The sequence below is a fragment of the Williamsia soli genome, from assembly GCF_017377795.1.
GTDB lineage: Bacteria > Actinomycetota > Actinomycetes > Mycobacteriales > Mycobacteriaceae > Williamsia > Williamsia soli.
On the sequence record NZ_JAFRDR010000003.1, the window covers coordinates 34328 to 56058 of the forward strand.

Consider the following 21731-nt stretch of genomic DNA (forward strand, 5'->3'; position numbering starts at 1 on the left):
CCTCCGCCGGCAAAGTGTCAGTCCGTGCCGTACACCCGAGCCAGGTCGACCCGTGACCGAATCCCCAGCTTGGCGTATACATGCGTCAGGTGATACTGGACCGTCTTTGCTGACACAAACAGCTCCGACGCTACCTCGCGGTTCGTAAAACCCTGGCAGACAAGCCTGGTCACAGCCTCTTCCTGGGGTGTGAGGCTGATGTCGCCCCGGGGCAGCTTGGCGTTGACGCCGCCCGCGCGGAGCTCACGCTCGCAGCGCTCCACCAGTGTGGTCGCCCCGAGGGACTGATAGATGTCGCGTGCGGCTGCCAGCACCGGATCGGCCTCTCCGCGCTTGCCCGCTCGTCGCAGGGTCTGCCCGTAGGCGAAGTTCACGCGGGCCAGGTCGTATCGCAGCGGCAGCCCGTCGAGCAGCGACAGTGAACGCTCGAAGGATCGTCGGGCACCGACCAGATCGCCTGTCGCGCCGAGCAATCTGCCGCGCGCGTAGCCGAGCCGCGCCTGGGTGGATCGATGGCCCATCTCGTCGGCAACCAATTCTTGAGACTGCAGGAACTCCTCGGCGGCATCAAGTTTGCCGTCCACAACCAGCGCGTTGGCGAGTATGTCCGCCCACGGCCAGAATCCGGGGTGTCTCAAAGACGTGGTCGACGACATCTTGCGGACTTCGTCGAGCGCTCTGACCACGGCGCCGTAGTCGGCGGACGCTTCGGCGATGTGTGCTCGCGCGAAGAACACCGGCGCTCTCATGATCTCGTAGTCTTGTGTCACGGCGCCTGCTCTCTGCACCGCTGCGTCGGCATCTTGCCACGTGCCTCGAAGTGCGCCGATCTGTGCGACGGTCCACTCCAAGAGCGGCGTCGCCAACACGATCCCACTGGACTCCGCAAGCACACGACCGGCAGCCACGGTCCGCAGAGCTTGATCCCAGTCACCGGTGAGGAACTGCACACGTCCGAGCCACCCGTACGCCCACAATGTGATTCGCGCTGACCCTCCCAGGTGCGCGGTGGCCACCGCCGTCTCCAGTGTGCTCCTGGCCCCGTCGAGATCATCCTGGGCCAGCTGTAGCCACCCGCGCCCCAGAGTCACCCGCTGAGCCTGGACTCCGTGGTGCACCCGTTCGGAAAGGCTCGCATACGCCTCGGCGGCCAGATCAGGCCGGCCTGACGAGCCCAGACCGAGACCACGTATGGCGGCGGCCTCGATACCCGCCGGCGAGTCGTAGTCTGCGAGCTCCAGCGCTCTGTCGGCCCATTCGACCAATTCTGCACTCCGGCAACGACTCAATGAATGCAGGACGAACCGTTGAGCGATCAGCGCCGCCGAATCGGGATCGGATTCGGGATCGACGATGTCCCAGGCACGACCCAGACGGAGTTCCGCCTCGGCGGCGCGACCGCGAACGATTGCGAGGTACGCGAGAACGGCGTCCCGCAGCGGTGTCTCCCGCAATGCCTCGAGGACTGGAACCAAGGCGAGCGCACACGTGACGTCGCCAGCTGCGACCAGCGAATCCGCTGTGCGGATGAGCCTCTGATCACGCAGCACTGAATCGAGCGAGAGGCGACTCGCTTCCTGGAAGAGCCCAGCCGCCTCGGCCCAGGCCCCACCGGCACCACGTTCCAGGGCCAGCGCTTCGACTTCGTCAGCAAGTTCGGCGTCGGGCATCGGAGTCGCACTGACACGGTGGATCAGGCTGCGTCCACGGTCGATCACGATTTCGGCGGCGCGTTGGTGCGCTTCCCCGGCGGCGTGCGCGCCCATCAGCTCCACCAGCGCAACGCGCGTCATCGAATCAATCAGATCCACCTCGTAGATCCGCCCGGGTTCGAGCGACCGGGTCACCAGACGAGCCGCGGAAGCCTCATCGATGGCAGCCAGTGGAGATGTCAGATCTGCCAGTTGCGCGACTTCGGTGAGCGAGCCTTCCTCACCGAGGATGGCCAAGGCCATCGCCAATGCCTGTCCCTGCGCACCGCACCGCGACAACCGCTCGCGGACGTCTGCAACAACATGCCTCGGTGCCGGCAGCGACGACCCCGGTGTCGTCCACACCGAGTCCGAGACTTCGTCAAGCAACGCGACCACGTGTCCCGGGCTCCCTCCCGTGTGATCGGTGAGGGCCTGAGCGACGGCCGGATGCAATGTGTACCCGTGATTCCCAGCGAGTTCGGCGACATCAGAGACCGCCAACCCAGACATCACAATGACGTCCGAGGCGAGCGTCGTAGCAGCAGAGTCGGCATCTCCCACGGTGAGCACCACCAGCAGTGGTAGACCCCGATGATGGCGCACCGCGGACACCAGCGCGTGGAGCGAGGTTTCATCGGCGAACTCGGCATCCTCGATCACGATGAGACGGACGCCGCCCGTGCCGTCCTCGAACTCCAGGTGATCAAGAATCTGGTCGGCGACGACTATCGGCGAGCCGGGCAGATCCTGCTGAAACAGCTGGTGGAGAACTGCGCCAGAAGTCTCCGTTTCCCATGATGCGCAGCGCGCCCGCCACACCGGTCCCTTGTGGTGCTCGGCGAGACATCGCACGACCGAGCTCTTCCCGATGCCCGGTTCGCCCGTCACGGCCACGATCGTGGCGTCACCGGTACCAGCTTCCGACAGGTGCCCGGCGAGCGCGGCGAGTTCGCCTTCTCGTCCCACACACACCGTCGCCGATCTCATCGATCAAGCCTAATCGTCGACCGACCACCGACTTGCGCGTTCAGCCCAGATCACCGCCCGCGACCGGCAACACCGTCCCGGTCAGGTACGACGCCTCCGGCGAGGCCAGGAAGCAGATCGGCGCTGCCTGCTCGTCGAGGGTGCCGTACCGGTGCATCAGCGACGACGACAGCGTTTGGTCGATGTGCGCCTGGAACCAGCCTTGCTCGGTGCTGTCCTTCGGCTCCGGTGTACCGCGCGAAATACGCCGCGGAGGCGCCTCCGTCCCGCCCGGCGCCGTCGCGACCACGCGGATTCCGGCATTGGCGTACTCCATGGCAAGTGACGCCGTGATGGCGTTGATGCCGCCCTTTGCTGCCGAATACGGGATGCGGTTGATTCCCCGGGTGGCTGCCGAGGACACGTTGACGATCACGCCGTCGCCCCGCTCGACCATCGACGGCAAGACGGCCCGGCAGGCGTACAGCGTCGTGAACAGCGAGCGATCGATCTCGGCTCGAATCTCGGCGTCCGTGAACTCGATGAACGGTTTGAAATTGATCGCGCCGCCCACGTTGTTGATCAGGACGTCGATTCGTCCGAATGCCGACAACGACTGCTGGACGAGATTTTCCGCGCCCTCCCAGTGTTCAAGATCTGCTGTGACAGGACAGGTTTCGGGGCCGTTGACAGATAGTTCGTCGGCCAGCTCCTTGACGATTTCGGAACGGTCGGCAACCACGAGTTTGCCGCCCTCGGAGCTGATCCGACGGGCAATACGCTCGCCGATGCCCTGCGCCGCTCCCGTGACGACAACGACTTTGCCGGCGAATCTACCGGGTGTCACAAATCGCGGCGCCTGCGCGGCCAGATTGTCGGCCATCGCCCGACGCATCGTCTGCTTGGACCGGTCGGCATGGGCGACGATCAATGCCCGCGCCTCCTCGCGGTCCCCCGCCTCGAACGCCGACACGATGTCCATGTGGTCCTGCGCGCAGAGCGGGTGACACCAGGTGGCGTTCCGGAGCACCTCGCTCATCCGACCCTTCACACCCAGCGCCGTATATGCCTGCAGCAGATGCTGATTGCCGGTCAATGTGAACAGGTAGTCGTGGAACGCGGCATTCGTCTCGGTGTACTCCGCCGCGTTCACGAAATGATCGTCTTCGACGTGTGGCAGCGTCGACTCGGCGAGCAACCTGTACCCGGCCAGCTGCCTGCTGTTCAGGCGACCCAATGTCACCTCCAGAGCACCCAACTCCAGTGCTCGGCGCGCTTCGAAGATCGCATCGGATTCGTGCACGGCCGGATGATCCTCGCCGATCTCGTACCCACCGTCACCGACGGTGATCGGTGCCCGCTCAACAGATGTAGCCGGTGCCGGAGAGGTGGCCGGTGCCGCTGGGGTGTCGTCGGGAGCCGGTGGCGTCATGGCGACGGCCTCGACTGCCGGGAACACCGTTTGTCCAGCGATGGTGCGAGCCCCGGTATCGAGACCGGAGATGAGGCCCGCGTCCGGATCAACTGGGCCGGAGGATGTCTCGTCGCCGTCGGCGAACCGGGGTGAGACCAGCTGTCCGGCGATGCGCCGAAGCACGTCGCCGTGATCGGAGACCGTGACCGACTCCGGCCAGGCCTCCAGGGTCGAAACGTGCAGCACTTCCTGGCCCGCGATCGCCCGGGCATCAGGAGACAACAGCAGCTCTTCGACCATCTCGGGTTCGGCTTCGGCCGTTGTCACCGATGCGGTGTCGGGCGTACCGGGCGCTGCCGCGAGGGCGAACTTCTCGTAGTAGAACCCGGTCGGGTCGATACCGGAGTCCTTGACGTGCCCCCGGACCGATTCGACCATCGGCGGAGGGCCGCAGAGGTAAATGGCCACATCGCCATCGTGGAGATGCTCCGGCTTCATCAGACTCATCACGTAGCCCTTGTTGACCGCGGTGGTGGCCTTGTCGGACACGCAGTGATCCCAGGTGAAGCCATCGAGCGTGGAGGCGAGTTCGTCGAGTTCAGCGGTTTCGACCAGATCGTCGTCTGTGCTGACCCCATAGATCAGGTGGGCGGTGCGCTCGCTTCCCTCGCGGCGGAGCTTGCGCAGCATCGAGAGGATCGGCGCCAAACCGGTTCCGCCGGCGAGCAGCAGCACCGGCCGATCGGCTTCGCGAAGAAAGAACGATCCGTGGGGGCCGGTGAACGTCAGTGCGTCACCGACTTCCGCCCGCTCGGTCAGGTAGTCCGACATGGCGCCACCGGAAGTAAGCTTGACGAGGAAGGTCAACCGCTCCTCGTGCGGGCCGTTGCTGAACGAGTACGAGCGCTTGACATCGGTGCCAGGCACCGAGATGTTCACGTACTGGCCGGGCAAGAACACCAGATCGGACCGGTTAGGGATCTCGACGCCGAATCGCACGGTGGTCGGCGAGATCCTCTCCAGCTCCGTAAGTTTCCCGGAGAATGTGGCGGCCTCGGTCTTGGCGATGGCTGACGTTGCCGCGATCTGCAGGACGAGGTCGGACCGCGGCTTCATGCTGCAGGGCAGGCTGTACCCGGCTGCGGCCTCGTCGTCGGACAAGGCATCAGACAGGTACGTGCCGCCGTCGAAGTCACCTGACTCGCACAGCGCCTTGCACGTGCCGCAAGCCCCATCTCGACAGTCGAGCGGGATGTTGATTCGCTGACGGTAGGCCGCGTCCGCGACCGTTTGATCGGTGCGACAGTTGATGAATCGAGTGACGCCGTCCTCGAAAGAGAGGGCGACCTGGTGACCGCCCGTGTCGGCGGGTGCCTCCTGGGTGGTTGTCATGATGCGCCCTTCAGAAGTGGTAGATGTCCACCACGTGGTGGATGTAGTCGTTCTTCAGGACGATCGTCTTGCGCCGGATGAGGGGCTGCTCCCCAGAGAAGTCGATCGTGTAGAAGGACGTCCCGTAATAGGGGTCGACGGTCTTGTAACGGAAATACATGGTGTGCCAATTGAACCGGACGTCGACCAGGTCTCCGCGTCGTTCGATCACCTCGACGTTGCTGATGTTGTGGCTGGTGCGCGGCTCGGGAAGCGATGTCGCCGAGGAACGCTCTGTCCGAATCCGGAAGACACGATCCTCCAGACCACCCTTGTTGCCGTAGTAGATCAGAGAGATGTCGCGTTGCGGGTTCTCGACCAGCAGGTCGGCATCGTCCCAGGACGGCATCCAGTAGACAACGTCGTCGGCGTAGCACTCGAGCCACTTCTCGAACTCCCGATCGTCGAGGTATCGGGCCTCGCGGTACAGGAACTGCTCGATCGCATTCTGCGTGATCAGGGTGCTGGAGGTTTCGGTGGTGGTCATGATCATGCCTCCTTCGTAGCTGTGCCGTTGCGAGACGCGACACCGTCGGATTCGGCGAGACGTTCGTTGTCCAGGGCGGTGTGCATTGCCGAGAGCCAGTAGCCGTGTTGCACCGGGTACAGACCCTCGTCCTCGTTCTTGAGCCCGGACGAGATCACGCCGTTCATTCCCAGGGATTCCGCAACCGGATCCGGTCCGTTCTTCCAGTGCTCGGCGCCGCGGCTCATGTCGTTCCATGGCGAAGCCTGCGCGCGGAAGGTGAGCTGGCAGGAGCGGAACTCTTCGAGGTCGTCGGGGGTGGCCATTCCGGAGGCGTTGAAGAAGTCCTCGTACTGCCGGATCCGATGCGACCGGGCTGCGTCGCTTTCGCCCTTGGGGGCGATGCAGTAGATCGTGACCTCGGTCTTGTCCGGCGCGATGGGCCGGAAATGCCGGATCTGCGTGGAGAATTGGTCCATCAGGTACACGTTCGGGTACAGGCAGAGATTACGGGAGCCCTTGACCATGAACTCGCCCTTGGCATCTCCGTGCTGCTTCTTGAGCTCATCCATCTGGTCCCACAGCGGACGGTCTTGGGGGTTGGCCGCCCAGGTCCACAGGCACAGGTGCCCGTTCGGGTACGACCAGTAGCCGCCACCGGATTTACCCCAGCCGCCGGCATCGAGCGCTTTGGTGTCGTTCTTCGACTCCCCCGTGCCGCGCCGCGAGGTCGTCGCCGCGTAGTTCCAGTGCACCGCGCTGACGTGGTAGCCGTCGGCGCCGTTCTCCGCCTGCACCTTCCAGTTGCCGTCGAAGGTGTAGGTCGACGACCCCCGCAGTACCTCGAGCCCCTCGGGCGACTGGTCGACGAGCATGTCGATGACCTTGGTGGTGTCGCCGAGGTGCTCGTCCAGCGTGAGCACATCCGGGTTGAGGCTGCCGAACAGGAACCCGCGGTAGCTGTCGAACTGCGCGACCTTCGTCAGGTTGTGAGATCCGTTGACGTCGAACGTCTCGGGGTAGCCGGCGCCGTCGGGATCTTTCACCTTCAGCAACGTGCCGTCGTTGCGGAACGTCCAGCCGTGGAATGGGCAGGTCAACGTCATCCGATTATCCGTCTTACGTCGGCACAACATGGCTCCGCGGTGTGCGCACGCGTTGATCAGGCAGTGGATCTCACCGTCTTTGGCGCGGGTGATGACGACCGGCTGCCTGCCGATGTAGGTCGTGAAGTAGTCGCCCGGGTTGGGGAGCTGGCTTTCGTGGGCAAGGTAGATCCAGTTGCCCTCGAAGATGTGTTTCATCTCCAGTTCGAAGACGTCTTCGTCGGTGAAGATGCGACGGTTCGCGCGGAAGATCCCGGCGTCGTGGTCGTCGATGACGGCGTCGGACAGAACCGTCGCGATGTGGCCGAGATTGTCGGCAGTGGGTGCGCTCATGATGTACCTCCGGGTTCAAAGCGGGCTGTTGCCAGATTCGCATTCAGTGGCGTGGGTCACACTAGGCATTGACCTAGTCACTACCCAGGGGGGTCGCGGCTGCGGCGGTGTGGCGCGCCGGCTCCGGCACGACGTCATCGGTGTTGGCGGGCACGAGCATGGTGACCCCGGCACCGACCAGCGCGACGCCGGCGAAGATGTAGAAGGCGCTGGCGGAGCTGATCCCGGCACCGAGGAGAAGACCGCCCATCATCGGGCCGACGATGCCGCCGAGGCGTCCGAATCCGGCGCACCAGGCCACCCCGGCCGCCCGAGCATTGGTCGGATAGTAGTTCGAGACGTACCCGTAGATGAGGACCTGCGTCCCAATCGTTCCCGTCCCGGCGACGGCGACCGCCGCGAGCAGGATCGGCAGCGGGAATCCGAGGGTCAGGCAGATCAACGCGAACGTCGCGAGGCAGAAGCTGGTGGCCACAATCCGTTGTGGGCCACGTTTGTCGGCGAGCCGGGAGGCGATGAGACCACCCACGATTGCGCCACCGTTGAGGACCAAGAGAAAGGCCAGCGAGCCTTTGGCGTCGAAGCCCGCGTTCTTCATGATCTGCGGTAGCCAGGTGTTGAGCCCGTAGGTGAGTAGCAAACCGGAAAAGCTCATCAATCCCAGTAAGGCGGTTGGTGTGACGTACTTCTTGGTCGCCAGCACGGCGAATCCAACACCGTCGGTGGCGGGCGCGGCGACCGTATCGTCGGGGAACGGAATACCGGTAACGTTGCAGACGTTTCGCGCGTCATCCGGGCGTCCTCGAGAGATCAGCCAGCGAGGCGACTCCGGCATCTTGCGCATCGCCAGCGGGAGCAGAACGACGAGCGGTAGCGCGCCGATCCAGAACAGACCGCGCCAGCCGATGTGGTCCTCCAACAGAATCGCGAGCGTCGCGGCAAGAACGCCACCGACCGGGATCCCGCTGTAGACGATGGCGTTGTACAGGTTCCGCTTTCCCGGGGGCGCGAACTCGGCGATCATCGCACCCACCGTGGCCACGAGTCCACCGACGCCAATCCCGGTGAGGAAGCGCAAAATGCCGAACGACAGGATGCTCTGCGCAGTGGCCGTCGCGGCCATTCCGACCGAGAACCAGACGATGTTGATGAGCATCGTCCGACGGCGGCCGATCCGGTCACCGACAGTGCCGGCCGCGAGGGCGCCGACCATCACGCCGACAAGTGCGTACGAACCGAGTGCGCCGGCCGTTCCCGGGTACAGATTGCCCAGTTGCGACGGATCATCGAGCAGAGTGGGCAAGACGGTGCCGTACACGACGAGGTCGTAGCCATCGAAGACGATGGCGGCAGTGGCGAGGGCGACGATCCACAGAACACTCTTGCGGTGTTCCGGTCCGGACCAGGTCGGTGGTGAGGTAGTCACGAGAACTCCCGATGTTGATGGGCTGCTTCACAGAGCATGGAGGTCTGTGGTGTTCGTCACACCAGGGTCTTGCCTAGTGTCGACCTGGGTTCTGCAATGAGCCATCCGATACAGCGAAGGGTTTCGAGACAATGACACGTCTGTTCACCAAGCCGACGTCAGACCACACCGCAGTGCAGCTCCTGCTCCGCGCCGCCATCGGCGGCACTATGATCGCCCATGGCGTCAAACACGGCCGCAGCCTCGAGGGCACTGCCGGCTGGTTCGGGTCCATCGGCTTCAAACAACCGAAACTCCAGGCGCAAGCCTCCGCCGTCGTCGAGGTCGGCGCAGGCACTGCCATCGTCGCCGGAGCCGGCACCCCGCTGGCTGCGGCCGCCGTCGTCGGCACCATGGCCGTCGCAGCGCGGTCGGTTCACCAGCCCAATGGCTTCTTCATCACTTCAGAAGGCTGGGAGTACGTTGCGAATCTCTCCGTAGCAGCAATTGCGCTTGCCGCCATCGGGCCAGGACGCTTCAGTGTCGACCGCGCTTTAGGGCTCGACACCAAACTCACCTCGGGCCAGGCGACCGCGGTCGCGGCCGGAGTAGGTCTGGTGGCTGCCGGCGCGCAGTTGGCCGTCTTCCACCGCCCACAGTAGATGTACTCCACCTACGCGATGTTCGGTCCCGAAAGCCCACGCATCTGTAGTCCTGGTTCGCCACGATAGTGGGTGCTCTCAGAACCCACGCCCCGGATTGAGGATCCCAGACGGATCCAGCGATCTTTTGACGCTCGCCTGTACGTCGAGCGATACCTCGTCGAGCTGGTTCGGTAGCCAATGACGCTTGAGTTCCCCGATTCCGTGTTCGCCGGTGATCGTTCCGTCCAGTTCCAATGCGGCAGCGCAGATTTGGTCCGCCGCTTCCATCGCACGTGCCCGTGATGCATCGCTCAGATCGGGCAGTTGCAACATCGGATGTACGTTGCCGTCGCCGGCGTGCCCCACCGTCGCGATGCTGAGCCCGGTGTCCGCCGAAATCTTCGCAATTTTCCCGAGCAACTCGGGCAGTCTGGTCCTGGGTACTCCCACATCCTCGATCACCGTCGGCGACTGCTCCATTGTCGCCCACCCGGCGAGACGCCGTGGCCGCATGAGCATCTCGCCTTCCTGCGGATCAGATGTCGCCATAGCGAGTTCGGCGCCGTGCTTTTCGCAGACGTCGACGATCTCGTCCGCTTGCCGCTCCGCATCTGACCCATCGGTCTGGCCGAGGATGAGCAGCGCCGCATTCCTGTCGAGGTCCATCCGCTGGTGATTCTCGACGGCGTTGATGGTGGCGTTGTCCATGATCTCGAGCATGCTCGGGGTGGCCCCCGAGGCGAAGATGGCGTTCAGCGCCTCTCCCCCGGCCTCCAGATCAGCGAAACTCGCCACGAACGTCGCAGTGGCGACCGGAGTCGGACGCAGGCGCAGTGTCGCCGCGGTGATGATCCCCAGCACGCCCTCGGAACCGACGAACAGTTGGGTGAGGTCCAGCCCTGCAACATTTTTGATGGTCTTTCCGCCGGTACGAAGGAGTCGTCCATCGGCGAGCACAACCTCGAGACCGAGCACCGAGTTGCGGGTCACCCCATACTTCACGCACCGCATACCACCGGCGTTGGTGGCCAGGTTCCCACCGATGGTCGAGACTTCGAAGCTCCCCGGGTCCGGCGGATAGAACAGGCCTCGATCGGCGACCGCCCTGCCGACGTCCGCGTTGATCACGCCGGCTTCCACCGTGACCGTTCCATTGGTGGGGTCGAAGTTCCGGATTATGGTCATTCGCTCCATGGATACGATGACGCAGCCATCGATGGCCGTGGCGCCGCCCGAAAGTCCCGTTCCAGCACCACGCGGCACCACGATGGTCCCGGTGGCACTGGCCCAGGCCATGATGGTCTGTACCTCGGTGGTGTTCGACGGCCGCAGCAGCGCGAGCGGCGTCCCTGCGGCAACGAGATCTGCACTATCGCGCCGATACCCCTCCACCACATCGGAATCGGTGACGACGGCTTCGGCGGGCAACTGTTTCCGTAGTTCGGTGAGCATTGTTCGGACCTCCTCGACCGACTCTGGTCAGGCTGTGTAGGTGGTGGTGACTTCGATCAGGCGAGGCTTCCGAACACTCAAAGCCTCCTTGAACGCGGAATCAAAGTCGTCCGCGTTGTCGACCGACACCGCACTGACGCCGTATCCCTCTGCGAGATGGACGAAATCGATGTCCGGGACATCCAGGCCGGGGGTCTCCCCTGTCTTCAGCAATCGACCGAATCCCCGCAGTGCGCCGTACGTCCCGTTCTTGAGGATGATGACGACGACCGGGATCTCATACTGCGCGGCCGTCCACAGCGCAGTGATCCCATAGTTTGCCGACCCGTCCCCGATCAGGCCGATCACCTGTCGATCCGCCGAACCCAGTTGCGCGCCCACCGCGGCCGGCAGGCCGAATCCGAGACCGCCCGAGGCCGGGAAGAAGTAGCTTCCCTGCTGACTCAGGTCCATCTGCGACCAGAATGCATCTGACGTGGACGTGGATTCGTTCACGTAGATCGCGTCGTCGGGGGCCTGAGTCCGGATTCGGGCAAACAGGTGGGCCGGATCGAGGCCACCGGCGTGGACTTCGGGTTCGGCGAAATCAGGCAGGGGCCGCAGCGGTTCTCGCTGCGTCGGGGGAACCGACTCGGCCAGTGCCGCGAGCGCCGCCCCGACGGGCACCACAAACGCTTCGCCGACGGGCGCGCGTGAGGCTTCCGACGGATCGTCGGTGAGGTGCACGAGTGATGTGCCGGACGGAAGGTACCGGCCGGGAACATACTGATGATAGCGAAACACCGGAGCACCGATCACCACTGCGAGGTCGTGCCCGTCCAGAGCTGCTGCGAGATCAGCAATTCCAGCCGGCAACACCCCCCGGAACGCAGGGTGCCGCGTCGGGAAGGGGCACCGAGAAGGTGATGGTGCGATCCAGACCGGCGCCTGCAGCTTCTCCGCGAGGGTGACCGCATCGTCGTTTCCTGCCTGTGCGTCGACTGCGGGACCCAGTATCAAGACCGGGTTTTCGGCCTCCGCCAACAGCGACGTGAGTCGATCCAGCTGCGTCTCGGAAAGGCCTGTACCTGAATGGACAACGCGCTTGCTCAATTCCTCCGCGCTGTCCTCCGCCGCGTCCTTCGCCCAATCGTCGTAGGGCACCGAGACATAGACAGGGCCACGGGGCGCTGAGGTCGCAAGGTTGATGGCCTGACTCATCGTGCGCGGTACGTCCTCCGCGCAGGTGGGCTCGGCGGAATACTTCACCAGCGGGCGCATGAGGCTGGGCGCATCAACGTTCGCGAGCATCACCTCTTGCCCGATGGTGGACCGAACCTGCTGTCCTGCCGTGACGATCAACGGGCTGTGAGAGTACACCGAGTTCGTCAGTGCGCCCATGGCGTTGCCCGAGCCGGAGGCAGCGTGCAAATTGATGAACGCGCCCTCCCCGCGGACCAACGAATACCCGTCCGCCATCGACACCACCCCGCCCTCGTGGAGGCCAAGGATGTAGCGGAAGTCTGCGGGCATTCCTGAGAGGAACGGCAATTCGTTCGAGCCCGGATTTCCGAAGATGGTTGTCAAACCGTGCGCACGCAGCAGTGCATATGTGGCTTCACTGGTCGTTGCCATCGTTACCTCACCTCCGACTAGTTCGTGTCATCAACGCTAGAACCATCGCAGTCATCGATCAAATAGATCCTGTGCAGGCTGCCATAGACATTGTGAATAACCGCAGCCCGGCCCATCGCCGGTGTCCTTTTCACTTCTGATCACCGACATTCGCGAGCGACACCGGCCCAGCGGTGACGTCGGCAGACACCTGCGCGGCACGCTGACGCGGCACCAGTATCGCCGCGACAGCTCCGATGACCGCGATCACCGAGAACACGTAGAACGCCGGGGCGACGTTGGAACTCCCGGCGATGACGAAGCCCGTCAACGTCGGACCAGCGATGCCGCCGATGCGTCCGACGGATGCCACCCACGCAGCGCCGGCAGCTCGACTCGACGCCGGGTAGTAGGCCGCAGCGAAACCGTAGATGAGAACCTGCGCACCGATGGTGCCTGCGCCGGCGACGAACGCCAGCACATACAGCAGCCAGGAATCGACATCCATGCTGAGGAAGAGGATCGCGATCGCGGCGGCGGCGAGCGATGCAGCCGTGACCCGCTGGGGACCGACACGGTCCGACACCCTCGACGCGAACAACGGAACGATGATGGCGCCCGCATTGAGGACCAAGAGGAAGGTCAGGGCGGACTCACTACCGAAACCGGACGATTTCATCAGCTTGGGGAGCCACGTATTCAGCGCGTAGGTGAGCAGTAGTCCACAGGCACTCAGGACGCCGAACAGCAGAGTGGCGGTGCGCAGTTGGGGCGTGAACAACCCGAGGGGGCCGACCTTCTCGGCGGGAGCGGGCGGTTCCGGGCGTTCGATTCCCGCCGCATCGGCGGTCGCATCCGCTTCCGCTTTTCGGCCGCGGGCTAGCAGGAAGGCCGGCGACTCCGGCAGACGCCACAGCATCAGGGGAACCAGCACGACGAACGGCACCAGACCGATCCAGTACATGACCCGAATCCCGAACGGCTCGATCAACACCAGTCCGAGCAACGAAGCCAGAACCCCACCACCGGGGAATGCCGACCACACGATTGCGCTGTATGTATGGCGCTTGCCCTCGGGGGCGAACTCAACCGCCGTTGCAGCCGCGATCGGAATCAGGGCACCGACACCGAGACCGACGCAGAACCGGGAGACACCGAAGACCGTCGCGTTGGGCGCCATCGCGCTGACACCCATGAAGAGAGAAAACCAAGCGGTGGACGCAATCATCAGCGGGCGGCGGCCGACCCTGTCCCCGAAGATGCCGGTCAACAGAGATCCCAGCAGCATTCCGACAAGCGCGTAGCTACCGATCACACCTGCCGTCGCGGCGTCCATGCCCCACATGCCGTCATCGAGCATCTTCGGCAGCGTGGTTCCGTAGGCCACGAGGTCGTACCCCTCGAACATCACTGCCGCCATGCACAGCAACAGGACGACCTTGGCCCGCGAATGGACAGGGCGGCCCAAGGCCGCCCGAGATTCTGTGATCATTTCTTACTCCTCGATTGGTTCACGCTTGGAAACAAAGAATCTAAGGCTCTGGCTGTTGTGAGATAACAGAATCAATTTGTTTTCCGTGGTCTGGATCACAGTAGGACAACACTTTGAATTAGCCCAATGAATGTTGGGAATACCGTCATGCGCGTGATCTATCGTGGAACCGTGAGTGAACTCGACCTGAACCTCGTCCGCACGTTTGTGCTGCTGTACGAGACACGGAATGTGACCAGAACAGCCGAGCACATGTCATTGACCCAGCCGTCGGTGAGTCATGCTCTCAAGAGACTGCGAAAACACCTCAACGACAATCTTTTCGGACGGTCACCGGATGGTTTGCGGCCCACCGCGCTCGCGGTCGACATCTATCCGCGACTGCGCCAGGCGTTGGACGTCATGGACGGCACCCTCAGCGGGATCGGCACGTTCGATCCCATGACGTCGAGACGCAAGTTTCGGCTACACGCAACCGATCTGGGCGAAATAAATCTCCTTCCGGAGATACTGGCAAAGGTGGCGACATCGGCCCCGAACGTCTCTCTCACGGTGATCCCGCTCAACACCGACGTCGTTGACGACGAACTCCGACACGGCCACGCCGACGCAGCCATCTGCACACCGCATCTACCCGGAAATGATTTGCGCAGAGACCTTCTCAGACAAGACACCTACTGCGGGATCTGCACGTCGAATCACCCGAGAGTCGGCACAGAGCCGTCGCTCGAGGTGTTCTTAGGCGAGCGGCACGTCGCGGTCGACATGACCACCGGTCATACCGACGTCGACAAATCTTTGACCGCTTTAGGAGTTACCCGCGACGTCGCTGTTCGACTCGCACACTTCGCTCCGCTTCCGCAATTGATCGAAAGTACGCCCTATTTGTCGATCATTCCCACATCGGTGAGTGCCCAATTCGAGCGGCTGGCCGACGTGCGCACATTTCCGCTACCCTTTTCGGTTCCGGGCGTCGAAATCGGGCTCTATACATTCAGGCGGATTCTCCCGGACCCCGGTACCGAATGGCTCCGCACACTCATTCTCTCTGCTCTCACATCGCCACAGTCCGCCAAATAGCCGAACAGGACGTGGAGACCGGTCCGCCGAGGGCCCCGAAGGGCGCCTCGGCGGACCGGTGGTTCAGCGGTAGATCGACTTGAGGTTCTGGTAGGCGGCAAGACCTTCTGGTCCGAGTTCGCGGCCCATACCGCTGTGCTTGACTCCACCGAAAGGTGCTGCCGGATCAGGGATGTAACGACCGAGGCCGATGGTGCCGGTCTGCACCCGACGAGCAACGCCCAGAGCCCGCTCGGGATCGGCGCTCCACACGGTTCCGCCCAATCCGAAGTCGGAGTCGTTGGCGATCGCAATCGCCTCGTCGTCGCCGTCATAGGAAATGACCGACAGCACCGGGCCGAAGATCTCTTCACGGGAGATGGTCGCCGTGTTGTCGACGTCAGCGAAGACGGTCGGCTGCACGAACCAGCCCCGGTCCTGGTCCGACGGCCGCCCGCCACCGGTTGTCACCCGGCCGCCGTCGCTGCGTCCCTTGGCGATGTAACCCTCGACCCGATCCCGCTGACGCTCTGTGGCCATCGGGCCGATCTGAGTATCCGCCGCAAGGGAATTGCCGATCGTCATCGATCCGGCGAACGCCGTCAACACATCCACCACTTCGGCGTACCGCGACTTCGGTGCCAGCACCCGGGTTCCCAAAAAGCAGGTCTGGCCGTTGTTGGCCAGCGTCGCGACGAACAGATCGTTGCCGATCGCGGCCAGATCCAGCTCGGCATCGTCGAGCACGATCGTCGCGGACTTGCCACCCAGCTCGAGCGTGACCGGCCGCAACAGTCGGCCACACGTCTCAGCGATCGACTTGCCGGCCGCAGTCGAACCGGTGAACCCGATCTTGTCGACGTTCGGGTGCGACACCAGATGGGCGCCGATCTCACGACCACCGGGAACGATATTGATGACACCGGGCGGAATACCCGCTGCGTCAGCCGCTTCGGCGAGCAAGAACGCATCCAACACGGTCTCCGGCGACGGCTTGATGACCAGCGTGCACCCGGCCGCCAGCGCCGGCGCGTACTTGAACGACGCCAGCGTCTGCGGGAAGTTCCAGGGCACGATGGCCCCGACGACCCCGATCGGCGAACGCTGCACCTCGACCTTCCCGCCGAACATGCCGTCACGAACCTCTTCTTTTTGCTCACCGATCAAGCCTGCGTAGTAGCGGAGCAGCGTCGAAGGGTAGACCGCCTCCAGTTGGTTTGCGACACCGATCGGCATCCCGTTCTGTGACGACACCCGTTCAGCGAACTCGTCCTTGCGCTTCTCGATTTCGGTGGCGAAACGCTCCAAATGACCGGCGCGCTCAGCGGGCGCGATACCCGACCACCCCCGAGGATCATCGAAAGCCCGCCGGGCGGCACCGACCGCCGCATCAATGTCCCCCTCCGCGCCGTCCGGGACCTCCCCGATGAGCTCGCCGGTGTTCGGTGAGATGACGGTGATGCGCGCTGACCCCGAAGGACTACGCCACTCCCCACCGATGTAGAGCTTGTCGTAATTGGTGACCGTCGCGGACGGCGTGCTGATACTCATCTTGGTGTCAAACCTCTCTCAGGGCTGGCGTTGATAGAACTTGTCGAGCCGCATACTCGCGTACGCTTTGCGTACGCACTGATCGCAATACGTACAACTGTGCGCTGCGTCACGCGCACAGTCAAGGGGCAACCGAGTGCAGCGAACACTTCGCTCGGCCTCCACAGGGCTTGACCGCCATCGATCCCGCGCAGACCGCGACGCACCCCGGTGCAGGACTAGGCATTTGTCGTGCGCATTTTCGCTGCCGCACGCCTACGATTTGAGGACCGATCCACCGGTGGGCGCCCTGCTGTCGAAGTTGAGCACCGCCGGTGTCCGAAAATGCGGACAGTCGACAAGACCCAGCCACCCGACAATGGGCACTGACGTCGACCACCCGCCAGCATGATCCAGGAGATCCCCGATGTTCACCATTGACCCCGCTGATCTGGAAGTCGTCATGCAGGACGAGACCGGATTCGAGTTGCGAATGCGAGACCTCGGTGACGACATGATCGTGAATTACGTGAAAATGCCCGCCGGCGCAGACTTCACCGCTGCGTTCTCGCTACTCCAGAACGGGCACTGCCAATGCCCGCACTACGGCTATGTACTCAGAGGGTCGATCTACACCACGTCGAATGGCGACAGAACCGTATACGTCGCCGGCGATGTCTTCTTCTGGGCCCCAGGTCACATCCCTGGAGCGATCGAAGAGTCCGAATACGTGGACTTCGCACCGAAAGTCGCGTTCGAGGAACTACTCGACGGGGTGCGGCGGGCGATGCAGGGTTAGCTCCAGGCTCAGATATGTCGGCATTGCAGTGTAACTGCTAGGCCCCTCGCCGCTGACGACAGCGCCGCGCGGGTGCCTGCCCCTAGGTCAGCCCTAGGCAAAACCCTGATGTGATGTGGAGCACACTCAGCGACGATCAAAGCCGTCGCGTACACCCTTGCGACGGGGTCCACAGTCATCCCCGGGCCTCACTATTTCGGCGATAAAACAGAATTGGCACACGACCGGTGACGACCCATGAGCTCCACTGAAGCTGAACTTCGCCCCACAGCAGGCGGATTCGAGCGTCCGGCGCAACGACCGCCAAGTCGTCGGCAGCTGGTCGCCGATTTCGGCGGCCTATACGTCGGTGCGGGCGCGACCGGTGTGCTGTTCTCCGCCACCGGACCCGTCGCGGTGTTAATGGGTGCGGCGTCGGCCGGTTCTCTGACCGCGTCCCAGACGGCATCGTGGATCTTCGGCGTCTTCGTTCTCAACGGGCTTCTGACGATCGTCGCGAGCTGGGTGTACCGGCTACCGCTGAGCTTTTTCTGGACAATCCCCGGCACGGTTCTCGTGGGCCAGGCTCTGGAGTCGTTGACGTGGCCCGAGGTGGTCGGTGCCTACATCGCGACCGGCATCCTGATCACTGTCCTCGGGGCGACTGGCCTGGTCGCGAGACTCATGGCCCTGATCCCCCACCGCGTTGTGATGGCGATGGTCGCCGGGGCGTTTCTCTCTTTCGGAACCGGCCTGGTCCGCGCTGTAACCTCTGACGTTCTTGTCGCCGGACTGATGGTTGTGGCATGGCTGCTGGTGACGAGATCCTCCGCGTTGGCGGCCAAAGTCCCCGCGGTGCTCATCGCGCTTGTCGTCGGTCTCGGCGCGTTGGCAGCAACCGGCGGATTCGAACCACTCGGGGCGGCGGCGGCGTCGCTACCGCTGGTCGCCGCTCCAGAATTCGTTGCACCGGTGTGGAGTTGGCCGGCGTGCGGACAGCTGGTGGTTCCGCTGTCGATCACCGTCATCGCTGTGCAGAACGGGCAGGGCGCCGCCGTCTTGACTGCCGCAGGTCACCACCCACCGATGAAGGTGGTCACGGTCCTGTGCGGTGTCTGGTCGGTGCTCGCGGCTCCCCTGGGCGCGATCTCCACATGTTTGGCCGGGCCGACCAACGCCCTGCTCACCGCGGTCGGCGAACGGCACCGCCAGTACACAGCAGGGATCACGTGCGGTGTCCTGGCCATCGGCGTCGGATTGAGTGCCCCGATGTTGGTCAGGCTGCTCACCGTTGTGCCAATGAGTTTCGTCGCGGCACTGGCCGGACTGGCGATGTTCGAAGCCCTGCGCGGGGCCTTCGTCGGAGCATTCAGGGACTCACCAGAGGACACATCGAAACGTCCGCCACTGGGCCCGCTGATCACACTGCTGGTGACGATTTCGAGTATTCAGGTCGCAGGGCTCGGCGCCCCCTTCTGGGGGCTGGTCGCCGGAGTCGTCGTCACCCGGTTGCTCGACGACCGCGGTTGAACCGCGCGCGCCGCAGTCGCTACCCGAAGATCGGTGGCAGCCCCTCGGATACCCGCTGCGGGAACTCCGGCACACGCTTGTCGAGAAACGCGGTAACTCCTTCTCGCACATCGTCGGAGGTACCGCGGATGTAGATGGCTTTGGATTCGGCCCGGTGCGCGACCTCAGGGCTCTCGACGCCGAGCATCTGCCACATCAGCTGTCGGGTCAGTGCGGCCGACACCGGTGACACACCTGCTGTCAACTCGGTTGCTACAGCGATGGCGCGATCCAGTACCTGATCTGCGGGCACCAATTCACGAACCAACCCGCGTTCCAATGCTTCGGTGGCCGTGACCATCTTGCCGCCGATGGTCCACTCGAGTGCCGTGGAGATCCCGACGATGCGGGGCAGGAACCAGTTGGAGCAGGCTTCCGGCACCAAGCCTCTGCGGGTGAAGACGAATCCGAATTTTGCGTTGTCCGCGGCGATGCGGATGTCGGCGGGAAGAGTCATCGTGACGCCGACACCTGCCGCCGGACCGTTGATGGCCGCGATCACCGGCTTGAGTGACCGGTAGATGCGCAGACTGACCCGGCCACCCTCATCGGGCGGCGCTTCGCCGGACCCCTTGTCATCGAGTACGAAGGTGTCGCCACCTCCGCCGAGGTCCGCGCCCGCACAAAACGCCCGACCCGCACCGGTGATCACCACGGCCCGGACCGAGTCGTCGGCGTCGCACTCGTCGAACGCCTCGATGATCCGGTCGTGCATCTCGCTGGTGAACGCGTTCAGGCGATCGGGCCGATTCAGCCGGACGATCGCGATCGGCCCCCGGCGCTCCAGTTCCACCACGCCTGAGTTCCATGCGGTCACAACGTCTCCTCCTCGGGTCCAGGTGCTCTGGATCACACGGTAGACCCGCCGCCGCTACCCGCCGGCCGCAAGTGCTGTGAACCGCCAGTCCAGGACAGGAATCGGCCCATCTTCGCCGCCCACGACGTCGGCAATCGACCGCAGCCGCAGTAGCGTTGCTCCTCCGCTGATCGATTCCACCGAGTCGACATGAAGCCGACTCGTGATGGTGTCACCCTCCCGCACTGGGCCGAGGTGATCGCACGACTTCCAGCCGAGGACGGTGACGAGGTTCGGTAGCGCCCTGGTCGCCTGCGACAGTGCGATTCCGATGGTGTGCCCGCCGTACACCAGCCGAGCACCACCGTTGACTCGTGAATCATGGTGTGTTGCGGCAATGTTCAGTGACAATCGGGCCAATTCCGGTGCGCTGGAGACAACATCGGCGCTGCTGTGAAACGTGGTCCCAGCAAGGCCCGCGCTGGTCGCCGGCATCCCCGAGAGATCCCAGCCCTCCGGGATCCCGTACGCAGGTTCGTCGGCCGGCCCGATGGCCGACAGGTCATCGGTCGCCGGTTCGCCGCCATCGCGCGGTGAATCCGAGAACGGGATCATGGCGCACCGGTAGAAGTCCAAGATCTTGCGGCCGTTCTGGTCGACGGTCTCCATCCGCAGCGCGGCCAACCCGGTCGGACGCCTGCCCGATTTGACGGTGTTCGCCCTCAGACCGACAACTTCGGTCTGGGTGTAGAGAGTGTCGCCGATATGCGGAAACGCGTGAAACCGCAGGCCACGGTAGAACAAGTTCGCCTTGACGTGATGGGTGGCCAGGGTGGATTGGCCGATGGCTATATCGCAGACCAGCCCGGGGTGAGCCAGCGCGGTGGACCGGCCGGTGACGGCCGCGGACAGGTGCGCATCGAGCGGTAGCCGTAGCCGGTCCCCGAGAATCGCCTGATGCATCGCCGCGGCGCCGTCCGTGAGCGTCATCGACGGCGCGGTGTCGAATACCTGACCCACTACCAGCTCGTCGAAGTACGGACCGCCCACCTCGATGGGGTTTGGTTCGGTCATCGCGCCTCAGCGCCTTCCGCCAGCGCCAGCACCCGCCGCGCGGACACCGCGATGGCCTCATCGAGCATCTGACCATCGAGCGAAGCAGCTCCAGCGCCCTTGGATTCGGCGTCCGCGAGAGCACGCAGGACTTGCTTCGCCTCGGCGACAGCATCGGCTGTCGGAGTGAATTCCTGCGCTGTGAAGCCGATCTGGGCCGGGTGGATGACCCATTTGCCGTCGAAACCGAGCTCGCGCGTCCAACGGGTCGCGGCCTGAAAATCCGCGTCATCAGCGATGGACAGGTGTGGTCCGTCGATGGCCGCGATACCGGCGGTACGGGCGGCGATCAGTATTCGGTCCTGAACGGCCGACCATCGATGCGGCGGGAGGTTGCGCTCGCGCCCGAGCGCTGCCGCGAGATCGGCATAACCGATGACTATCGCAGCCAGGCGCTCGGTGGCGCCGCAGATGTCGTCGAGATGGGTGAGGCCGGCCGGCGTTTCGATCAGTGCCTGCAGTTCGGCCGGGTGCGTGCCCAACGCCTGGGCGGCTGCGGTGAGATGCTCGGCGCGTTCGACCTTCGGCACGACCACACTCGTCAACCCGGACCCGGTCGTCGACAGCGCGGCCAAATCATCAAGCGCCCAGCGAGAATCGATGCTGTTGATCCTGACCGACAGCAGCGGACCGCTGGGCGACGCATCGCCCGCCAGCGCCTCGATCACCAGTGCCCGCGCTGCGTCCTTCTGCGCCGGAACCACGGCATCTTCGAGGTCGAGCACCACCTCATCGACCTCAAGGGTCAGAGCTTTGTCGATCTTCCGGCGGTCGGACCCGGGTACGACCAACACCGATCTGCGTCGTTGCATCGACTACTACCTCACTTCGACAAAGATATGTACGGCCAAATACTGGCGGGATTGCCCAACAATGTCAAGGCCTCGCCT

Annotated in this window: 16 protein-coding genes; 4 read left to right on the plus strand and 12 right to left on the minus strand. The window is 64.0% G+C overall.

The window, feature by feature from the left end:
- Positions 1–17: 17 nt before the first annotated feature.
- From J3S28_RS08750 to J3S28_RS08770, 5 genes are all read right to left on the minus strand, one after another.
- Positions 18–2681, minus strand: a complete 2664-nt coding sequence (locus J3S28_RS08750; protein WP_237341339.1) for a helix-turn-helix transcriptional regulator — start codon at positions 2679–2681, stop codon at positions 18–20.
- A 40-nt stretch (positions 2682–2721) separates the two neighbouring features.
- Positions 2722–5466 carry a benzoate 1,2-dioxygenase electron transfer component BenC gene (gene benC, locus J3S28_RS08755; RefSeq protein WP_207839689.1) on the minus strand — a complete coding sequence of 915 codons (2745 nt, stop codon included), beginning with the start codon at positions 5464–5466 and terminating at the stop codon, positions 2722–2724.
- 10 nt (positions 5467–5476) lie between these two features.
- On the minus strand, positions 5477–5992 hold the full coding sequence (benB, locus tag J3S28_RS08760) for a benzoate 1,2-dioxygenase small subunit (protein ID WP_084836190.1): 516 nt from the start codon (positions 5990–5992) through the stop codon (positions 5477–5479).
- Between the two features lie 2 nt (positions 5993–5994).
- Complete coding sequence (gene benA, locus J3S28_RS08765; protein WP_207839691.1) at positions 5995–7410, minus strand: benzoate 1,2-dioxygenase large subunit; 1416 nt, start codon at positions 7408–7410, stop codon at positions 5995–5997.
- 73 nt (positions 7411–7483) lie between these two features.
- Entirely contained in the window at positions 7484–8836 is a 1353-nt protein-coding gene (locus J3S28_RS08770; protein ID WP_207839693.1) for an MFS transporter, read from the minus strand.
- A 131-nt stretch (positions 8837–8967) separates the two neighbouring features.
- Here J3S28_RS08770 and J3S28_RS08775 point away from each other — a divergent pair, with 131 nt between their 5' ends.
- A complete protein-coding gene (locus J3S28_RS08775; RefSeq protein WP_207839695.1) occupies positions 8968–9477 on the plus strand; it encodes a DoxX family protein in 510 nt (169 codons plus the stop codon).
- A 78-nt stretch (positions 9478–9555) separates the two neighbouring features.
- Here J3S28_RS08775 and J3S28_RS08780 read toward each other — a convergent pair whose 3' ends face one another.
- From J3S28_RS08780 to J3S28_RS08790, 3 genes are all read right to left on the minus strand, one after another.
- Positions 9556–10911 carry an FAD-binding oxidoreductase gene (locus J3S28_RS08780; RefSeq protein WP_207839697.1) on the minus strand — a complete coding sequence of 452 codons (1356 nt, stop codon included), beginning with the start codon at positions 10909–10911 and terminating at the stop codon, positions 9556–9558.
- 27 nt (positions 10912–10938) lie between these two features.
- Complete coding sequence (gene mdlC, locus J3S28_RS08785) at positions 10939–12525, minus strand: benzoylformate decarboxylase (RefSeq protein WP_207839699.1); 1587 nt, start codon at positions 12523–12525, stop codon at positions 10939–10941.
- A gap of 130 nt (positions 12526–12655) precedes the next feature.
- Positions 12656–13996, minus strand: coding sequence for an MFS transporter (locus tag J3S28_RS08790; protein ID WP_207839701.1), 1341 nt, complete (start codon positions 13994–13996; stop codon positions 12656–12658).
- A gap of 171 nt (positions 13997–14167) precedes the next feature.
- Between J3S28_RS08790 and J3S28_RS08795 the strand changes: the two genes are divergently transcribed.
- Entirely contained in the window at positions 14168–15076 is a 909-nt protein-coding gene (locus tag J3S28_RS08795) for a LysR family transcriptional regulator (protein ID WP_207839702.1), read from the plus strand.
- A gap of 63 nt (positions 15077–15139) precedes the next feature.
- On the opposite strand, the gene J3S28_RS08800 is transcribed toward J3S28_RS08795, so the two are convergent.
- Positions 15140–16606, minus strand: coding sequence for an aldehyde dehydrogenase (locus J3S28_RS08800; protein WP_207839704.1), 1467 nt, complete (start codon positions 16604–16606; stop codon positions 15140–15142).
- A gap of 406 nt (positions 16607–17012) precedes the next feature.
- Between J3S28_RS08800 and J3S28_RS08805 the strand changes: the two genes are divergently transcribed.
- Entirely contained in the window at positions 17013–17384 is a 372-nt protein-coding gene (locus J3S28_RS08805) for a cupin domain-containing protein (protein WP_207839706.1), read from the plus strand.
- Between the two features lie 237 nt (positions 17385–17621).
- Positions 17622–18893: a benzoate/H(+) symporter BenE family transporter gene (locus J3S28_RS08810; RefSeq protein ID WP_207839708.1), complete on the plus strand. Its 1272-nt coding sequence runs from the start codon at positions 17622–17624 to the stop codon at positions 18891–18893.
- Between the two features lie 19 nt (positions 18894–18912).
- On the opposite strand, the gene J3S28_RS08815 is transcribed toward J3S28_RS08810, so the two are convergent.
- Genes J3S28_RS08815 through J3S28_RS08825 form a run of 3 tightly spaced genes read right to left on the minus strand, consistent with a single transcriptional unit; the run spans position 18913 to position 21653 of the window.
- Positions 18913–19749, minus strand: a complete 837-nt coding sequence (locus J3S28_RS08815) for an enoyl-CoA hydratase-related protein (RefSeq protein ID WP_207839710.1) — start codon at positions 19747–19749, stop codon at positions 18913–18915.
- Positions 19750–19803: 54 nt separating this feature from the next.
- Positions 19804–20802 carry a MaoC family dehydratase gene (locus tag J3S28_RS08820; RefSeq protein WP_207839713.1) on the minus strand — a complete coding sequence of 333 codons (999 nt, stop codon included), beginning with the start codon at positions 20800–20802 and terminating at the stop codon, positions 19804–19806.
- On the minus strand, positions 20799–21653 hold the full coding sequence (locus J3S28_RS08825) for an HpcH/HpaI aldolase/citrate lyase family protein (RefSeq protein WP_207839715.1): 855 nt from the start codon (positions 21651–21653) through the stop codon (positions 20799–20801). Before J3S28_RS08825 ends, J3S28_RS08820 begins: the two co-directional genes overlap by 4 nt.
- Between the last annotated feature and the right edge of the window lie 78 nt (positions 21654–21731).

Bases quoted from the DNA above. Each gene is read 5' to 3' on its own strand.
- benA (WP_207839691.1), bottom strand. From the start codon at position 7,410: ATGAGCGCACCCACTGCCGACAATCTCGGCCACATCGCGACGGTTCTG.
- J3S28_RS08790 (WP_207839701.1), bottom strand. From the start codon at position 13,996: ATGATCACAGAATCTCGGGCGGCCTTGGGCCGCCCTGTCCATTCGCGG.
- J3S28_RS08775 (WP_207839695.1), top strand. From the start codon at position 8,968: ATGACACGTCTGTTCACCAAGCCGACGTCAGACCACACCGCAGTGCAG.
- J3S28_RS08750 (WP_237341339.1), bottom strand. From the start codon at position 2,681: ATGAGATCGGCGACGGTGTGTGTGGGACGAGAAGGCGAACTCGCCGCG.
- mdlC (WP_207839699.1), bottom strand. From the start codon at position 12,525: ATGGCAACGACCAGTGAAGCCACATATGCACTGCTGCGTGCGCACGGT.
- J3S28_RS08805 (WP_207839706.1), top strand. From the start codon at position 17,013: ATGTTCACCATTGACCCCGCTGATCTGGAAGTCGTCATGCAGGACGAG.
- J3S28_RS08800 (WP_207839704.1), bottom strand. From the start codon at position 16,606: ATGAGTATCAGCACGCCGTCCGCGACGGTCACCAATTACGACAAGCTC.
- J3S28_RS08780 (WP_207839697.1), bottom strand. From the start codon at position 10,911: ATGCTCACCGAACTACGGAAACAGTTGCCCGCCGAAGCCGTCGTCACC.
- benC (WP_207839689.1), bottom strand. From the start codon at position 5,466: ATGACAACCACCCAGGAGGCACCCGCCGACACGGGCGGTCACCAGGTC.
- benB (WP_084836190.1), bottom strand. From the start codon at position 5,992: ATGACCACCACCGAAACCTCCAGCACCCTGATCACGCAGAATGCGATC.
- J3S28_RS08820 (WP_207839713.1), bottom strand. From the start codon at position 20,802: ATGACCGAACCAAACCCCATCGAGGTGGGCGGTCCGTACTTCGACGAG.
- J3S28_RS08810 (WP_207839708.1), top strand. From the start codon at position 17,622: ATGAGCTCCACTGAAGCTGAACTTCGCCCCACAGCAGGCGGATTCGAG.
- J3S28_RS08825 (WP_207839715.1), bottom strand. From the start codon at position 21,653: ATGCAACGACGCAGATCGGTGTTGGTCGTACCCGGGTCCGACCGCCGG.